This is a genomic window from Micromonospora sp. CA-248212, from assembly GCF_050948405.1.
GTDB lineage: Bacteria > Actinomycetota > Actinomycetes > Mycobacteriales > Micromonosporaceae > Micromonospora.
This window is the reverse complement of record NZ_CP192023.1, coordinates 6,472,551-6,487,622: the sequence shown is the minus strand read 5'-3', so window position 1 is coordinate 6,487,622 and position 15,072 is coordinate 6,472,551. Positions and strand designations below refer to the sequence as shown.

The 15,072-nt window shown below is 68.8% G+C and carries 24 protein-coding genes; 23 read left to right on the top strand and 1 reads right to left on the bottom strand.

Going from position 1 to position 15,072, the window contains the following annotated elements; all coding sequences use genetic code 11:
• Positions 1-91 precede the first annotated feature (91 nt).
• The 22 genes from rplN (at position 92) to truA (ending at position 13,235) form a co-directional block, all read left to right on the top strand.
• Positions 92-460: a 50S ribosomal protein L14 gene (gene rplN, locus ACQP03_RS30495; protein WP_007073026.1), complete on the top strand. Its 369-nt coding sequence runs from the start codon at positions 92-94 to the stop codon at positions 458-460.
• Positions 457-777, top strand: a complete 321-nt coding sequence (rplX, locus tag ACQP03_RS30490) for a 50S ribosomal protein L24 (RefSeq protein WP_007465276.1) — start codon at positions 457-459, stop codon at positions 775-777. The genes rplN and rplX overlap by 4 nt, the downstream gene beginning before the upstream one ends.
• Complete coding sequence (rplE, locus tag ACQP03_RS30485) at positions 777-1,343, top strand: 50S ribosomal protein L5 (RefSeq protein ID WP_355050758.1); 567 nt, start codon at positions 777-779, stop codon at positions 1,341-1,343. Before rplX ends, rplE begins: the two co-directional genes overlap by 1 nt.
• Position 1,344: 1 nt before the next feature.
• The gene (locus tag ACQP03_RS30480; protein ID WP_007073023.1) at positions 1,345-1,530 is read left to right on the top strand and encodes a type Z 30S ribosomal protein S14; all 186 of its coding nucleotides are present in this window, start codon (positions 1,345-1,347) and stop codon (positions 1,528-1,530) included.
• Between the two features lie 115 nt (positions 1,531-1,645).
• Positions 1,646-2,053 (top strand): 30S ribosomal protein S8, encoded by a 408-nt coding sequence (gene rpsH, locus ACQP03_RS30475; protein ID WP_007465270.1) that lies wholly within the window; start codon positions 1,646-1,648, stop codon positions 2,051-2,053.
• Between the two features lie 16 nt (positions 2,054-2,069).
• Complete coding sequence (gene rplF / locus ACQP03_RS30470) at positions 2,070-2,612, top strand: 50S ribosomal protein L6 (RefSeq protein ID WP_355050757.1); 543 nt, start codon at positions 2,070-2,072, stop codon at positions 2,610-2,612.
• Positions 2,609-2,998, top strand: a complete 390-nt coding sequence (rplR, locus tag ACQP03_RS30465; RefSeq protein ID WP_357126510.1) for a 50S ribosomal protein L18 — start codon at positions 2,609-2,611, stop codon at positions 2,996-2,998. The genes rplF and rplR overlap by 4 nt, the downstream gene beginning before the upstream one ends.
• Positions 2,999-3,031: 33 nt before the next feature.
• Positions 3,032-3,646, top strand: a complete 615-nt coding sequence (rpsE, locus tag ACQP03_RS30460; RefSeq protein ID WP_007465263.1) for a 30S ribosomal protein S5 — start codon at positions 3,032-3,034, stop codon at positions 3,644-3,646.
• Entirely contained in the window at positions 3,646-3,828 is a 183-nt protein-coding gene (gene rpmD, locus ACQP03_RS30455; protein WP_030329904.1) for a 50S ribosomal protein L30, read from the top strand. Before rpsE ends, rpmD begins: the two co-directional genes overlap by 1 nt.
• The gene (gene rplO / locus ACQP03_RS30450; RefSeq protein WP_357126507.1) at positions 3,828-4,271 is read left to right on the top strand and encodes a 50S ribosomal protein L15; all 444 of its coding nucleotides are present in this window, start codon (positions 3,828-3,830) and stop codon (positions 4,269-4,271) included. Before rpmD ends, rplO begins: the two co-directional genes overlap by 1 nt.
• Before the next feature lie 232 nt (positions 4,272-4,503).
• Entirely contained in the window at positions 4,504-5,832 is a 1,329-nt protein-coding gene (gene secY / locus ACQP03_RS30445) for a preprotein translocase subunit SecY (protein ID WP_355050755.1), read from the top strand.
• Positions 5,833-6,486 carry an adenylate kinase gene (locus tag ACQP03_RS30440; RefSeq protein WP_088950228.1) on the top strand — a complete coding sequence of 218 codons (654 nt, stop codon included), beginning with the start codon at positions 5,833-5,835 and terminating at the stop codon, positions 6,484-6,486. It abuts the gene before it with no gap.
• A gap of 88 nt (positions 6,487-6,574) precedes the next feature.
• Positions 6,575-7,426 carry a type I methionyl aminopeptidase gene (gene map, locus ACQP03_RS30435; protein WP_357126503.1) on the top strand — a complete coding sequence of 284 codons (852 nt, stop codon included), beginning with the start codon at positions 6,575-6,577 and terminating at the stop codon, positions 7,424-7,426.
• Positions 7,427-7,611: 185 nt separating this feature from the next.
• Positions 7,612-8,178, top strand: coding sequence for a DUF1707 SHOCT-like domain-containing protein (locus tag ACQP03_RS30430; RefSeq protein ID WP_357126500.1), 567 nt, complete (start codon positions 7,612-7,614; stop codon positions 8,176-8,178).
• Between the two features lie 301 nt (positions 8,179-8,479).
• Complete coding sequence (gene infA / locus ACQP03_RS30425) at positions 8,480-8,701, top strand: translation initiation factor IF-1 (RefSeq protein WP_007073013.1); 222 nt, start codon at positions 8,480-8,482, stop codon at positions 8,699-8,701.
• A 91-nt stretch (positions 8,702-8,792) separates the two neighbouring features.
• Positions 8,793-8,906: a 50S ribosomal protein L36 gene (rpmJ, locus tag ACQP03_RS30420; protein ID WP_012184307.1), complete on the top strand. Its 114-nt coding sequence runs from the start codon at positions 8,793-8,795 to the stop codon at positions 8,904-8,906.
• A gap of 266 nt (positions 8,907-9,172) precedes the next feature.
• Entirely contained in the window at positions 9,173-9,553 is a 381-nt protein-coding gene (gene rpsM / locus ACQP03_RS30415; RefSeq protein ID WP_007465236.1) for a 30S ribosomal protein S13, read from the top strand.
• A gap of 17 nt (positions 9,554-9,570) precedes the next feature.
• Entirely contained in the window at positions 9,571-9,978 is a 408-nt protein-coding gene (gene rpsK / locus ACQP03_RS30410; RefSeq protein ID WP_030329919.1) for a 30S ribosomal protein S11, read from the top strand.
• Between the two features lie 13 nt (positions 9,979-9,991).
• Complete coding sequence (gene rpsD, locus ACQP03_RS30405; RefSeq protein WP_007465229.1) at positions 9,992-10,618, top strand: 30S ribosomal protein S4; 627 nt, start codon at positions 9,992-9,994, stop codon at positions 10,616-10,618.
• A gap of 98 nt (positions 10,619-10,716) precedes the next feature.
• On the top strand, positions 10,717-11,739 hold the full coding sequence (locus ACQP03_RS30400; protein WP_007465227.1) for a DNA-directed RNA polymerase subunit alpha: 1,023 nt from the start codon (positions 10,717-10,719) through the stop codon (positions 11,737-11,739).
• 34 nt (positions 11,740-11,773) lie between these two features.
• Positions 11,774-12,334, top strand: coding sequence for a 50S ribosomal protein L17 (rplQ, locus tag ACQP03_RS30395; protein WP_357126496.1), 561 nt, complete (start codon positions 11,774-11,776; stop codon positions 12,332-12,334).
• A gap of 70 nt (positions 12,335-12,404) precedes the next feature.
• Positions 12,405-13,235: a tRNA pseudouridine(38-40) synthase TruA gene (truA, locus tag ACQP03_RS30390; protein ID WP_357174365.1), complete on the top strand. Its 831-nt coding sequence runs from the start codon at positions 12,405-12,407 to the stop codon at positions 13,233-13,235.
• A 69-nt stretch (positions 13,236-13,304) separates the two neighbouring features.
• Here the strand turns inward: truA and ACQP03_RS30385 are convergent, their stop codons facing one another.
• Positions 13,305-14,348 carry a hypothetical protein gene (locus ACQP03_RS30385; protein WP_433459307.1) on the bottom strand — a complete coding sequence of 348 codons (1,044 nt, stop codon included), beginning with the start codon at positions 14,346-14,348 and terminating at the stop codon, positions 13,305-13,307.
• Between the two features lie 103 nt (positions 14,349-14,451).
• Here ACQP03_RS30385 and ACQP03_RS30380 point away from each other — a divergent pair, with 103 nt between their 5' ends.
• A complete protein-coding gene (locus ACQP03_RS30380) occupies positions 14,452-15,057 on the top strand; it encodes a class I SAM-dependent methyltransferase (RefSeq protein ID WP_357126487.1) in 606 nt (201 codons plus the stop codon).
• Positions 15,058-15,072 lie beyond the last annotated feature (15 nt).

Sequence of the window (15,072 nt, the reverse complement as noted above, 5' to 3'; positions counted from 1 at the left end):
CTCGAGCTCGCCCGGCGTTGCGTCGGGCGTAGGTTCCGCCAGGCTCCGGCCGCCACGGCGGCCGGAGAACCGGCAGACATAGGAGATAGACGTGATTCAGCAGGAGTCGCGACTGCGCGTCGCCGACAACACGGGTGCTCGGGAGATCCTGTGCATCCGGGTTCTCGGTGGCTCCGGTCGGCGCTACGCGAGCATCGGCGACGTCATCGTGGCCACGGTCAAGGACGCGATCCCGGGTGCCGGTGTGAAGAAGGGCGACGTCGTCAAGGCGGTCGTCGTTCGCACGGCCAAGGAGAAGCGGCGGCCGGACGGCTCGTACATCCGCTTCGACGAGAACGCCGCCGTCATCATCAAGGACGGTGGGGACCCGCGTGGAACCCGTATCTTCGGCCCGGTGGGCCGGGAGCTGCGGGACAAGCGGTTCATGAAGATTATTTCCCTCGCGCCGGAGGTGTTGTGACCGTGAAGGTCAAGAAGGGCGACACGGTCGTCGTCATCGCCGGCAAGGACAAGGGCGCCAAGGGCAAGGTCATCGCGGCCTACCCGCGGCAGGACAAGGTCCTGGTCGAGGGCGTGAACCGGGTCAAGAAGCACACCCGCATCAGCACCACCCAGCGTGGCGCCAAGACCGGCGGCATCGTCACCCAGGAGGCCCCGATCCACGTCTCGAACGTGCAGGTCCTGGACTCCGACGGCAAGCCGACCCGCGTCGGTTACCGGATCGACGACAACGGCCAGAAGGTCCGCATCGCGCGTAGCACCGGTAAGGACCTGTGATGACCACGGCTACCGAAAAGACCATGCCGCGCCTCAAGGAGCGGTACCGCAACGAGATCGTGGCCCAGCTGCGTGAGCAGAACAGCTACGGCAACCCCATGCAGGTGCCGCGGCTGGTCAAGATCGTCGTCAACATGGGTGTCGGCGAGGCCGCTCGCGACGCCAAGCTGATCGACGGCGCGGTCCGCGACCTCGCCACGATCACCGGCCAGAAGCCGCAGGTGCGGCGGGCGACCAAGTCCATCGCGCAGTTCAAGCTCCGCGAGGGCATGCCGATCGGCGCGAAGGTGACCCTCCGCGGCGACCGCATGTGGGAGTTCCTGGACCGGCTGCTCTCCATCGCGCTGCCGCGTATCCGCGACTTCCGCGGTCTGGACGGGCGCAAGCTGGACGGGCACGGCAACTACACGTTCGGTCTGACCGAGCAGTCGGTGTTCCACGAGATCGACCAGGACCGGATCGATCGCCAGCGGGGCATGGACATCACGGTGGTCACCACCGCCACGACCGACGACGAGGGCCGGGCGCTGCTCAAGCTCCTGGGCTTCCCGTTCAAGGAGAACTGAGATGGCCAAGAAGGCGCTGATCCTCAAGGCGGCCGCGAAGCCGAAGTTCTCGGTTCGCGCGTACACCCGCTGCCAGCGGTGCGGGCGTCCGAAGGCGGTCTACCGCAAGTTCGGGCTCTGCCGGGTCTGCATCCGGGAGATGGCCCACCGCGGTGAACTGCCGGGTGTGTCCAAGGCTTCCTGGTAAGGGCGACCGCGTCCCGGCTCCGGCCGGGAACTCCTGCACCGATTAGGTATTGCTCTTCGCCGTAGGCCCGGGGCTGGTGCCCCGGGAACCCCGGCGAGAAAGGCTGACGAAATCCATGACGATGACCGACCCGATCGCAGACATGCTCACGCGTCTGCGTAACGCCAACCAGGCGTACCACGATCAGGTGAAGATGCCCTACTCCAAGATCAAGGCGAACATCGCCGAGGTCCTGAAGGCCGAGGGTTACATCGCCACCTGGTCGGTCGAGGAGCCCGAGGAGGGCGCCGTCGGCAAGCGACTGGTCGTCGAGCTGAAGTACGGCCAGAACCGCGAGCGGAGCCTGGCCGGCATCAAGCGCGTGTCCAAGCCCGGTCTCCGGGTGTACGCCAAGTCGGACGGGCTCCCGCGGGTGCTCGGTGGGCTGGGCGTGGCGATCATTTCGACGTCCCAGGGACTGCTGACCGACCGGCAGGCCCGCAAGCGGAGTGTTGGCGGGGAAGTCCTCGCCTTCGTCTGGTAACGGGAGACTGGTAGAAATGTCGCGAATTGGACGTAAGTCGATCCCGGTGCCATCCGGCGTCGACATCACGATCGACGGGCAGACCGTCAAGGTCAAGGGCCCGAAGGGCGAGCTCCAGCACACCATCGCGGAGCCGATCACGATCGAGCGCGCGGAGGACGGGCAGCTGAACGTCAGCCGCCCGAACGACGAGCGCAAGGCCAAGGAACTGCACGGCCTGAGCCGTACCCTGGTCGCCAACATGATCGTCGGCGTGACCGAGGGTTACCGTAAGAGCCTGGAGATCGCGGGCACCGGTTACCGGGTCACCGCCAAGGGTTCGGACCTCGAGTTCGCGCTCGGGTTCTCGCACCCGGTGGTCGTCCCCGCCCCGGCGGGCATCACCTTCACGGTGGAGCGGCCGACCCTGTTCCACGTGGCCGGCATCGACAAGCAGCAGGTCGGTGAGGTCGCCGCCAACATCCGGAAGATCCGTCCGCCGGAGCCCTACAAGGGCAAGGGCGTGAAGTACCAGGGCGAGGTCATCCGCCGCAAGGCTGGAAAGGCAGGTAAGAAGTGAGCGCCACGCTGCTCAAGCGCCGCCGCGGCGTCGCCGCCAAGCGCGCCGTTGGGCGTGCGCGTCGGCACTTCCGCGTCCGCAAGAACGTCACCGGTACGGCCGAGCGTCCGCGCCTGGTCGTCACCCGTTCGCTGCGGCACATGGTCGCCCAGATCGTCGACGACACCAAGGGCCACACCCTGGCGTCGGCGTCGACCCTGGACGCCTCGCTGCGCGGTACGGAGGGCGACAAGAGCGCCCTCGCCGGCAAGGTGGGCGCCCTGCTCGCCGAGCGGGCCAAGGCCGCTGGCGTCTCCAAGGTCGTCTTCGACCGCGGTGGCAACCGGTACGCGGGCCGAGTCGCCGCGCTTGCCGACGCCGCCCGCGAAGCCGGGCTCGAGTTCTAACAACCCCGTCACGAGAGATAAGGAAGGCTGCTGATGCCAGGTCAACAGCGCCGTGGCGGCGGGTCCGGTGGCAACGAGGGTGGTCGCCGCGACAACCGCCGTGAGGGCGGCCGCGGAAACGCGCCCGTCGAGAAGACCCCGCACCTTGAGCGGGTCGTCGCGATCAACCGCGTCGCCAAGGTCGTGAAGGGTGGTCGTCGCTTCAGCTTCACCGCCCTGGTGATCGTGGGCGACGGCGACGGCACGGTCGGCGTGGGCTACGGAAAGGCCAAGGAGGTGCCCGCGGCCATCGCCAAGGGTGTCGAGGAGGCCAAGAAGCACTTCTTCAAGGTGCCGCGGATCGGTCAGTCGATCCCGCACCCGGTGACGGGTGAGGACGCGGCCGGTGTGGTGCTGCTCAAGCCGGCCTCGGCCGGTACGGGTGTCATCGCCGGTGGTCCGGTGCGTGCCGTGCTGGAGTGCGCCGGTATCCACGACGTGCTCTCCAAGAGCCTCGGTTCGTCGAACCCGATCAACATCGTGCACGCCACCGTGGCGGCCCTGAAGGGGCTCGAGTCCCCCGAGCAGGTCGCAGCGCGTCGTGGTCTGCCGGTGGAGGACGTCGCGCCGGCCGCCATGCTGGCGTCGCGGGCGGGGGTGGCGCGCTGATGGCACGCCTGAAGGTCACCCAGCTCCGGTCCGGTATCGGGACCAAGCAGAACCAGCGTGACTCGCTGCGTTCGCTCGGTCTCAAGCGGATCAACGACGTGGTGGTCAAGGAGGACCGGCCCGAGATTCGCGGCATGATCTTCACGGTCAACCACCTCGTGAAGGTCGAGGAGGTCGAGTAATGACGATCAAGGTGCACCACCTGCGCCCGGCGCCCGGTTCCAAGACCGCGAAGACCCGTGTGGGTCGCGGTGAGGGTTCCAAGGGCAAGACCGCCGGTCGCGGTACCAAGGGCTCCAAGGCCCGCAAGAACATCTCGGCGGCGTTCGAGGGTGGGCAGATGCCCATCCACATGCGCCTGCCGAAGATGAAGGGCTTCAAGAACAGGTTCAAGGTGGTCTTCCAGGTGGTCAACCTGGACCGGCTCGCCGAGCTGTTCCCGAACGGCGGCCAGGTCGGCCCGATCGAGCTGGTCGAGGCCGGCGCGGTCCGCAAGGGCCAGCCGGTCAAGGTCCTCGGCACCGGGGATCTCGGCGGGGTGGCGCTCCAGGTGTCGGCGCACGCGTTCAGCGCGTCGGCCAAGGAGAAGATCGCCGCCGCCGGTGGCTCTGCCACCGAGCTGTAAGGCGTACGACCTCGGCGCCCGTCCAGTTGCGAGCAACTGGCGGGCGCCTAGGTCTGCCTGGGGCCTGAGCGCCCGGTAATATCGGAATCGGTTTATGTAGCCGGGCACACCTGCCCGGAGTGGGACAGGGCTGTTAGAGTCCCATCCCAGCCATGGATTCCGGGCACTCGCCCGGGATTCACCCCGACCCGCCAGGGATCACCGGCGGCCCGCCTCGCGCAGGAGGAAGAAGTTGCTGTCCGCCTTTCTCAGTGCGTTCCGTACGCCTGACCTGCGCAAGAAGCTGCTGTTCACAGTAGGCATCATCGCGGTCTACCGGCTGGGTGCCACGCTGCCCAGCCCCGGCGTCTCGTACGGCAACGTGCAGAAGTGCCTCGACTCCATCTCGGGCGACACGACGGGCCCGCTGAATCTGCTCAACCTATTCTCCGGCGGAGCGCTGCTCCAGCTCTCGGTCTTCGCGCTGGGCATCATGCCCTACATCACGGCGTCGATCATCCTGCAGCTGCTGACCGTCGTGATCCCGCGCCTTGAGCAGCTCCGCAAGGAGGGCCAGGCCGGCCAGGCGAAGATCACGCAGTACACCCGCTACCTGACCCTGGGTCTGGGTGTCCTGCAGGCGTCGGCGTTCGTGGCCCTGGCCCGCTCCGGGCAGCTGTTCCAGAACCGCTGCGACCAGTTCCCGATCATCCCCGAGGGCACCGGCATCCCGGACTGGCTGACGCTGTCCATCCTGGTGATCACGATGACCGCCGGCACCGGCATGGTCATGTGGCTCGGCGAGCTGATCACGGACCGCGGCGTCGGCAACGGCATGTCCGTCCTGATCTTCACCTCGATCGCGGCCCGCCTGCCCAGCGAGGGCTGGCAGATCAAGACCAGCAAGGGCTGGGACATGTTCGCCCTGGTCATCGCGCTGGTCCTGGTGGTCATCACGGCGGTCACCTTCATCGAGCAGGCACAGCGCCGGATTCCGGTGCAGTACGCCAAGCGGATGATCGGCCGGCGCATGTACGGCGGCACCTCGACCTACATCCCGCTCAAGGTCAACCAGGCGGGCGTCATCCCGGTCATCTTCGGGTCGTCGCTGCTCTACCTGCCGCAGCTGGCTCTCCAGTTCTTCGACCAGAACGACCCGGGCAAGGTCCAGGCCTGGATCCAGAACAACCTGGTCGCCCCGGACAGCCCGATCTACATCACGGTCTACTTCCTGTTGATCATCTTCTTCACGTACTTCTACGTGTCGATCACGTTCAACCCGACCGAGGTCGCGGACAACATGAAGAAGTACGGCGGTTTCGTGCCGGGCATCCGTCCGGGCAAGCCGACCGCCGACTACCTGGACTTCATCCTCAGCCGGATCACCCTGCCGGGCGCGCTCTACCTGGGCGTCATCTCGATCCTGCCGAACTTCTTCTTCATCTGGCTGGACAACCAGCAGTACCAGAACTTCCCGTTCGGTGGCACCGCTGTGCTCATCATGGTCGGCGTCGGTCTGGAGACCGTGAAGCAGATCGAGAGCCAACTCATGCAGCGGAACTACGAAGGGTTCCTGCGGTAGATGAGACTCGTTCTGGTTGGCCCGCCGGGCGCGGGCAAAGGCACGCAGGCCGAGTTCATCGCCGCGCACCTCTCGGTGCCCAAGATCTCGACCGGGGACATCTTCCGGTCGAACGTCACCCAGGGCACGCCACTGGGCGTCGAGGCGAAGCGCTACATGGACGCGGGCGAGCTGGTTCCGGACGAGGTCACCATCAACATGGTCCGGGATCGGCTCGCCGAGCCCGACGCCAGCGAGGGCTTTCTCCTCGACGGCTTCCCGCGGACCACTCCGCAGGCAGCCGCTCTGGACAAGCTCCTCGCCGACCTGGGCACCGCTCTGGACCTGGTCCTGGAGCTGGTGGTCGACGACGACGAGGTGATCCGGCGGCTCTCCGGCCGGCGTACCTGCCGCGGCTGCGGCAAGATCTGGCACGTCGAGTTCGACGCCACCACCCGTCCGGGCATCTGTGACCGGTGCGGCGCCGAGCTGTTCCAGCGCGACGACGACAAGCCGGAGACCATCGCCACCCGCCTGCGGGAGTACAGCGAGAAGACCGCCCCCCTGGTCGACTACTACGGCGCCCAGGGCAAGCTCGTCGGGATCGACGCCACCGGCCCGGTGGAGGACGTCACGACCCGGGCCATCGACGCCCTGCGGTCGTACGGCGGCTGAGGCCCGGCCGCACCGCGGCGGATAGAGTGCGAACAGCGGGGTACGCGAGACGTGCCCCGCTGTTTCGGCAACGAAAGGTAACCGCTCCATGCGTCGTCCCCAGCTGGACATCCAGCTGAAGACCCCTGACCAGATCGAGAAGATGCGCGCGGCCGGGCTCGTGGTCGCCGAGGCGCTCCGCCGGATGCGCGAGGCTGTTGCGCCCGGTGTGAGCACCGCCGATCTGGACGCCATCGCCGAGTCGACGATCCGCGAGGCGGGCGCCGTCCCGTCGTTCAAGGGGTACCACGGCTTCCCGGCGTCGATCTGCTCCTCGGTGAACGAGCAGATCGTGCACGCCATCCCATCGTCGAACCAGGTGCTCGCCGAGGGCGATCTGATCTCGATCGACTGCGGTGCCGTGTTGAACGGGTGGCACGGCGACTCGGCGATCACCGTCGGGGTCGGCGAGGTCGATCCGGCGCTGTTGAAGATGGCTGAGGTGGCCGAGGACGCCATGTGGGCCGGTATCGCCGCCGCGGCCCGTGGTGCGGCCAGCGGCAAGGGCCGGCTCACCGACATCTCGCACGCCGTGGAGACCGCGGTCCGCAAGGGCGGCCGGTACGGCATCGTCGACGGTTACGGCGGGCACGGCATCGGCACCGAGATGCACCAGGATCCGCACGTGCTCAACCACGGCCGGCCGGGCAAGGGGCCGCGTCTGGTCCCGGGCATGGCCCTGGCGATCGAGCCGATGATCACCATGGCCTCGCCCCGTACGGTCGAACTGGCCGACGGCTGGACGGTGGTCACCCGGGACGGGTCGATCGCGGCGCACGTCGAGCACTCGATGGCGCTCCTGCCCGACGGCGTCTGGGTGCTCACCGCCTTCGACGGGGGCCGGGCCCGACTCGGCGACCTCGTGACGGCCCGCCAGCCCGCCGCCTCCACCACCCCCTGACGGCCCGCCGCCTCCACCACCCCCTGACGGTCCCGACCGGGCGGGCCAGTCGGTTGATCGACTCGGGTTCCGGAAGGTCGCCCTGTCCCACCGCCATGGAAACCCCGATTGCCCTGATGTCGGGTCGATCGAGGGCAGGGCAACCGGGCGGGACGGATTGGTGGGGCGGTGGCATGCTTGCCGGCATGGACGGGCGCGACGGGATGCGAGCGGCGGACGCGGACCGGGAAGCGGTGGCCGAACGGTTGCGGGCCGCCCTCAACGAGGGTCGGTTGGACCTGCACGAGTACGACGAGCGGTTGCAGCGGGCCTACGCTGCGCGGACGTACGCGGAACTGGATCCGCTGCTGTCGGACCTGCCGCCGATGTCGCCTGCGGCGCAGCCGGCCCCGCAGTCGCCTGGCCCGGTGGCCCAGCCGTCCAGCGGCCGACTCGCCTCGTTCGCGATCGGTGACACCAATCGTTGGCTGGGCGAGGTGTGGTTCCCGTACCTGAAGGTGCTTGCCATCGTGGTGACCATCTGGGGCGTGACCTCGCTGCTGAGTCAGGATCTGCTCTACTTCTGGCCGGTCTGGGTGGCCGGGCCGTGGGGTGTGGTGCTGGTGCTTCGGACGGTGGGTGGGCTGGCCGCGGGAGAGCCCCGGCGGCAGGCGATCGAGCGGGAGCGTCGTCGCCAGCGCAAGCGCGCCAAGCGAGAGCGCAGACGCCAACTCCGCTCCACCGAACCAGACAAAACCCCACCCCCCACCTGACTCACAAACCCCACCCAGATCCCCGTCGATCATGAAGTTACTGCCCTCGGGGCCCGGCGTGTCATGGCAATAACTTCATGATCAACCAGAGGCTGCGGGTCGTGGTGGGTGGGTGGTTTGGCGGTGGGCGGCAGGCGGGCGTACACTTTCTGATCGGCGCACAGCGTCCACTCCGGCATGCCCACCCTGCGCTTCGGTGGGTCCCGGAGCCGCGGCTGGCGCGGTCTTCTGATTCTGGTCAGATTTCCGTGTAAGACGTTGTGGGTCGCCCGGAGCAATCGACGTCAGGACAGCGGAGGACATGCCGAAAAAAGACGGAGCCATTGAGATCGAGGGTCGGGTCATCGAGCCCCTGCCGAACGCCATGTTCCGCGTGGAGCTCGCGAACGGCCACAAGGTGTTGGCTCACATCAGCGGCAAGATGCGGCAGCACTACATCCGCATCCTGCCGGAGGACCGGGTCGTCGTCGAACTCTCGCCGTACGACCTGACCCGCGGGCGCATCGTCTACCGCTACAAGTAGTCCTGACGGCGGCCGGGAAGTCCCGTGTCCGTCTTCGACGTCCGGTCTCGCGCATGGCGCGTTGCCGGGCCAGATGGGAAGTAAGGCAACCGTGAAGGTCAAGCCGAGCGTCAAGAGGATCTGCAACAAGTGCCGGGTTATCCGCCGGCACGGCCGGGTCATGGTCATCTGCACCGACCCGCGCCACAAGCAGCGCCAGGGCTGACTCAGCCCGTCCGGCCGAACACGGCCGGGTGGTGTTGGTCCGGGCAGTTCCTCAGCGACACACACATCACACATGCTCGTCCCAGCCGCGAGCGGTACGCGAGGCGTACTCCTTTCGTGGCTGACCCCCGGTCGGAGGCCGGGGCCCGCTTGGGCAGCGACCGATCCCGGTCGCCGGCGCTGATGGCGTCGGAAAGACGGGACGGCCGGTAGCGGGGTGGGACGGGTCCACACCTCCGCCACACATCACGAGGAGTACGCCCGCACATGGCACGTCTAGTCGGCGTGGATCTCCCCCGCGAGAAGCGGATGGAGATCGCGCTCACCTACATCTTCGGGGTCGGTCGAACCCGCGCCCTGGAGACGCTCGCCGCTACCGGCATCTCGCCGGACAAGCGCGCTCGGGACCTCACGGACGAGGAGCTCGTGCAGCTCCGCGACCACATCGAGGGCAACTACAAGGTTGAAGGCGACCTGCGCCGCGAGGTCGCCGCTGACATCCGCCGCAAGGTTGAGATCGGCTGCTACGCCGGCATCCGGCACCGCCGGGGCCTGCCCGTGCGTGGCCAGCGGACCAAGACCAACGCGCGGACCCGCAAGGGCCCGAAGCGGACCGTCGCCGGCAAGAAGAAGCCCGGCAAGAAGTAATAGGAGCGCACAGACTTATGCCACCGAAGGCTCGTGCCGGAGCCGCTGTCAAGAAGGTCCGGCGCAAGGAACGCAAGAACGTCGCCCACGGGCAGGCGCACATCAAGAGCACTTTCAACAACACCATCGTGTCCATCACGGACCCGACCGGTGCGGTCATCTCCTGGGCCTCCGCGGGCCAGGTGGGCTTCAAGGGCTCCCGCAAGTCGACTCCGTTCGCCGCGCAGCTGGCCGCCGAGGCCGCCGCGCGTCGCGCCATGGAGCACGGCATGCGCAAGGTCGACGTGTTCGTCAAGGGCCCCGGCTCCGGCCGGGAGACCGCTATCCGTTCGCTGCAGGCCGTCGGGCTGGAGGTCGGCCAGATCGCCGACGTCACCCCGCAGCCGCACAACGGGTGCCGTCCGCCTAAGCGTCGTCGGGTCTGAGAGGTAGAGAGAGATGGCTCGTTACACCGGTGCTGACTGCCGCCGTTGCCGGCGGGAGAAGATGAAGCTGTTCCTCAAGGGCAGCAAGTGCGATGGTCCGAAGTGCCCGTTCGAGTCCCGGCCGTTCCCGCCCGGGCAGCACGGCCGCGGCCGCACCAAGGAGACGGAGTACCTGCTCCAGCTCCGCGAGAAGCAGAAGGCCCGTCGCGTCTACGGCGTGCTGGAGAAGCAGTTCCGTGGCTACTACGAGGAAGCCGTCGGCAAGCAGGCCAAGACCGGTGAGGTCCTCCTGCAGATCCTCGAGTCGCGGCTGGACAACGTCGTTTACCGGGCCGGCTACGCCCACTCGCGGGACATGGCCCGCCAGCTGGTCAAGCACGGTCACTTCACGGTGAACGGCAAGAAGGTCGACATCCCGTCGTACCGCGTCAAGGAGCACGACATCATCGAGGTTCGGGGCAAGAGCAAGGAGCTCACCCCGTTCGTGGTGGCGCAGGCTCAGGCCGGTTCGAAGACGGTTCCGGCGTGGCTTGAGGCCATTCCGAGCCAGATGAAGGTGCTCGTGCACTCCCTCCCGGCCCGGCAGGTCATCGACACGCAGGTCCAGGAGCAGCTGATCGTCGAGCTCTACTCCAAGTAGTCGGGCTCGTTGCGGTGGCCTGCCCTTCGGGGCGGGCCACCGGAACAGTTTGTGTCGTGGGCGTCAAATAGCGGGCGTCCCGGAAGAGAAGAGACAAGATGCTCATCAGTCAGCGACCCTCCCTCTCCGAGGAGTCGATCAACGAGACCCGGTCGCGGTTCGCCATCGAGCCGCTCGAGCCGGGCTTCGGCTACACCCTGGGCAACTCGCTGCGGCGTACGCTGCTGTCGTCGATCCCGGGTGCGGCGGTCACCTCGATCAAGATCGACGGCGTGCTGCACGAGTTCACCACGATCCCCGGTGTCAAGGAGGACGTGGTCGAGCTCGTCATGAACATCAAGGAGCTGTGCGTCAGCTCCGAGCACGACGAGCCGGTCAGCATGTACCTGCGTAAGCAGGGCCCGGGCGACGTGACGGCGGGCGACATCCAGCCCCCGGCCGGCGTCTCGGTGCACAACCCGGACCTCAAGCTCGCGACCCTGAACGGCAAGGGCCGGCTCGACATGGAGCTGACCGTCGAGCGGGGCCGGGGCTACGTGACGGCCGCTCAGAACAAGCAGTCCGGCGCCGAGATCGGCCGGATCCCGGTCGACTCGATCTACTCGCCGGTGCTGAAGGTGACCTACCGCGTCGAGGCGACCCGCGTCGAGCAGCGCACCGACTTCGACCGGCTCATCATCGACGTCGAGACCAAGCCGTCGATGGGCCCGCGTACCGCGCTGGCCTCCGCCGGTTCGACGCTGGTGGAGCTGTTCGGTCTGGCTCGTGAGCTGGACGAGACGGCTGAGGGCATCGACATCGGGCCGTCCCCGCAGGACGCCCAGCTGGCGGCGGACCTCGCTCTGCCGATCGAGGAGCTGGACCTGACCGTCCGCTCCTACAACTGCCTCAAGCGCGAGGGCATCAACTCCGTTGGTGAGCTCATCGGGCGTACCGAGGCCGACCTCCTCGACATCCGCAACTTCGGTCAGAAGTCGATCGACGAGGTCAAGATGAAGCTCGCCGGGATGGGTCTCGGGCTGAAGGACTCGGCTCCGAACTTCGACCCGGCGCACGTCGTGGACACCTTCGGCGAGGCCGACTACGACACCGACGACTACCGCGAGACCGAGCAGCTCTAGTCCGCGCTGCCGCCACAACTGAGGAGCACCAAAAATGCCCACGCCCACCAAGGGCCCCCGCCTCGGCGGCAGCCCCTCGCACGAGCGGCTGATGCTCGCCAACCTGGCGACCGCGCTGTTCCAGCACGGCAAGATCCAGACCACCGAGACGAAGGCCCGGCGGCTCCGTCCGCTGGCCGAGCAGCTCATCACCAAGGCCAAGCGCGGTGACCTCGCCTCGCGGCGTCGGGTGCTGGGTGTCGTCAAGGACAAGGACGTCGTCTACGCCCTGTTCGACCAGATCGCGCCCCGGTACTCCAACCGCCCCGGCGGTTACACCCGGATCGTGAAGACCGGTCCGCGCAAGGGTGACAACGCGCCGATGGCGATCATCGAGCTGGTGGAGGAGCTTCAGGTCGCCGAGCCGAAGGCGAACAAGAAGACCGCCGCCCGCAAGGCCGCGCAGCAGGACAAGGTCGAGGCGCTCGCCCCGGCCGAGGACGCTCCGAAGTCGGCCGACGCCGACCAGGACTCCGAGGCGCCGGTGTCGGCCTCCGGCGACACCGCCGAGGCCCGCGAGGACAGCGACCTCGCCACCGAGGAGAACAAGGCCTGACCTCGGGCATCAGTGCGGGCCCGGCACCCCTTTCGGGGTGTCGGGCCCGACCCGTAACAGGAGGTACGAGGTGGACGAGCGGATCCGGCTGCGGCTGGACGTCTCGTACGACGGCGCGGACTTCTCCGGGTGGGCGCCCCAGCCGACGCGGCGGACCGTCGCCGGGGTGCTCGTCGAGACCCTGGACCTGGTCCTGGGCGCGGGTACGGCGACCGGTCTGACCGTCGCGGGCCGGACCGACGCGGGGGTGCACGCCCGCGGGCAGGTCTGTCACCTGGACCTACCCGTCGAGGTGTGGCGGGAGCACGAGGGGCGGCTGCTGCGCCGGCTGGCCCGGCTGCTCCCCACCGACGTGCGGGTACGGGCGATGACCGAGGTGCCCACCGACTTCGACGCCCGCTTCTCGGCCACCTACCGGCGCTACGAGTACCGGGTGACCGACGCCCCGTACGGCGCGGAGCCGCTCCGTCGGCACGAGGTGTTGGCCTGGCCGCGGGCGCTGGACCTGGCGGCCCTGAACGCCGCGGCCGAGGGCCTGGTGGGAGAGCACGACTTCGCCGCGTACTGCCGACGCAAGGAGAACGCGACGACGCTGCGCGAGGTGACCCGGTTGGACTGGCGGCGGGACCCGGACGGCATCCTGGTCGCCACCGTACAGGCGGACGCGTTCTGTCAGGCGATGGTGCGCAGCCTCGTGGGGGCGATGCTCGCGGCCGGCGACGGCCGCCGGCCGGTGCGGTGGCCGGGCAGCCTGCTGACCCGGCAGGAGCGGTCCAGCGAGGTGACGGTGGCGCCGGCGCACGGGTTGACCCTGGTCGCGGTCGGCTACCCGGACGATCCGGTGGACTACGCGCGCCGTGCCGACCTGACGCGCCGGCTGCGCGTGCCGGTCGAGGGCTGACGGGCGAACCCGGTACGGACGACGACGGGTGTGCCACCTCGGCGGCCCACCCGTCGGACGCGGTCGCGGTCAGTCGCCGTCCTCGCCGCCGCTCTGGCTGCCGCTGCCGTCGGTGGACGCCCCCGTTGGCTGCCCGGCCGTGCCGATGTCGGCCCGCCGTTGGAGGACGCCCTTGCTGAGGTGGGCCTCGAGCATGTCGAACAGGACTTCCCGGATCTTGGTGTCGCCGGGCTTGACCGCGGTTCCGTCGGCACGGACCACCAGCGCGTACGCCAGGTAGTGGCCGCGGACCTGCCAGCCGACCCGGGCCGGGGCGCTGGTCAGCGCATCGGTGTCGTCGCCGGCGGTGAGCCCGAGGAACCGGCCCTGCCGTTCGTCGAGGATCTGCCGGATCCGGTCCCGGGCCCGCTCGGCGTTGGCCCTGTCGGTCAGGTTGAACAGGCCGGTGGTGACCAGGTGCTCGCCGCCGGGGCTCCGCAGGGTGGCCCGGACGACCTGGTTGCAGCCGAGCCGGACCAGCAGGTCCGCGACCTCGTCCGTGGCGGCGACGGCGCAACTGCCGCTGGACTGGGTCTTGAGCACCTGGTAGGCGGGCTGGCCTTCGGCGAGCTTCAGATCCTTGCCGGGGAAGAGTTCCTTCGCGGTGAGCGGCGCCTGGTCGGTGTCCCGCGAGTCGAGATCCTGCGGCTGCTGGACGCTGGCGGACGGCGCGGCGTTCGGCTGGTACGTCGGGGTGGACTGTGGTGTCGCGTCGCGATCCAGCAGCAGTGCGGCGGCGCCCAGGCCGCAGAGCGCGAGCAGGACGAGGACGGCGGCACCGCCGATCACCACCTGCCAGAGCCGCCCACCGCCACGCCGGGCGGACGGCTCCACCGGCTGGGCCGAGGTGTAGACCTGGCTGCGGGGAGCCGCCACCGACGGGGTGACGCGGGGGGCCGGCGGCGGCTGGTTCGACGGCAGCACCAACTGGTTGGGTCGGGGCAGCGACGGCGCGGGGAAACGCGACGGTGAGGGGCCGGCCGGTGGAGGGGGACCTGCGCCGACCACGTCCAGGTCGGAGCCGGGCTCGGGGTCCTCGAATGCGTCCTCTTCGGACTGGTACCGATACACCATGTCGCCCAGAGTAGGAGTGATTGTCCCTTTAGGGGGTAATATCAGGGAAATGTGGGTGTGGGCAGTGTCGTGAGCCGCCCGAGCCGATGCGAGAATTGCCGACGTGACCGGCGACCACTACTTCACCGCGCAGCCCGCCAGCGACGCACCGGCGCGCGAGGTCGAATTCTCCGTCGCCGACCGCGACTACCGACTCGCCTCGGCCGGCGGTGTCTTCTCCGCCAGCCGTCTCGATCCCGGCACCGCCGTACTCCTGCGCAAGGCCGACCTGCCCGCCGCCGACACCACGGGTGACCTGCTCGACCTCGGCTGCGGGTTCGGACCCATCGCGTGCGTCCTGGCCGACCTCGCGCCGACGAGCACCGTCTGGGCCGTCGACGTCAACTCCCGCGCCCGCGACCTCACCGCCGCCAACGCGGCGAGGATCGGCGCCGGTGACCGGGTCCGGGTGAGCGCGCCGGACGACGTACCGGCGGAGGTGACCTTCGCCCAGCTCTGGTCCAACCCGCCCATCCGCGTCGGCAAGGACGAGCTGCACGAGCTGCTGCGGCGCTGGCTGCCCCGGCTCGCCCCGGACGGCGTCGGCTGGTTGGTCGTCGCCCGGCACCTGGGTGGCGACTCGCTGCAGCGCTGGCTCGTCGAACAGGGCTGGCAGGTCGAGCGGCACGCCAGCCAGAAGGGCTTCCGGGTGCTGCGGGTCACCCGGTAATTGGATGTCCCTACC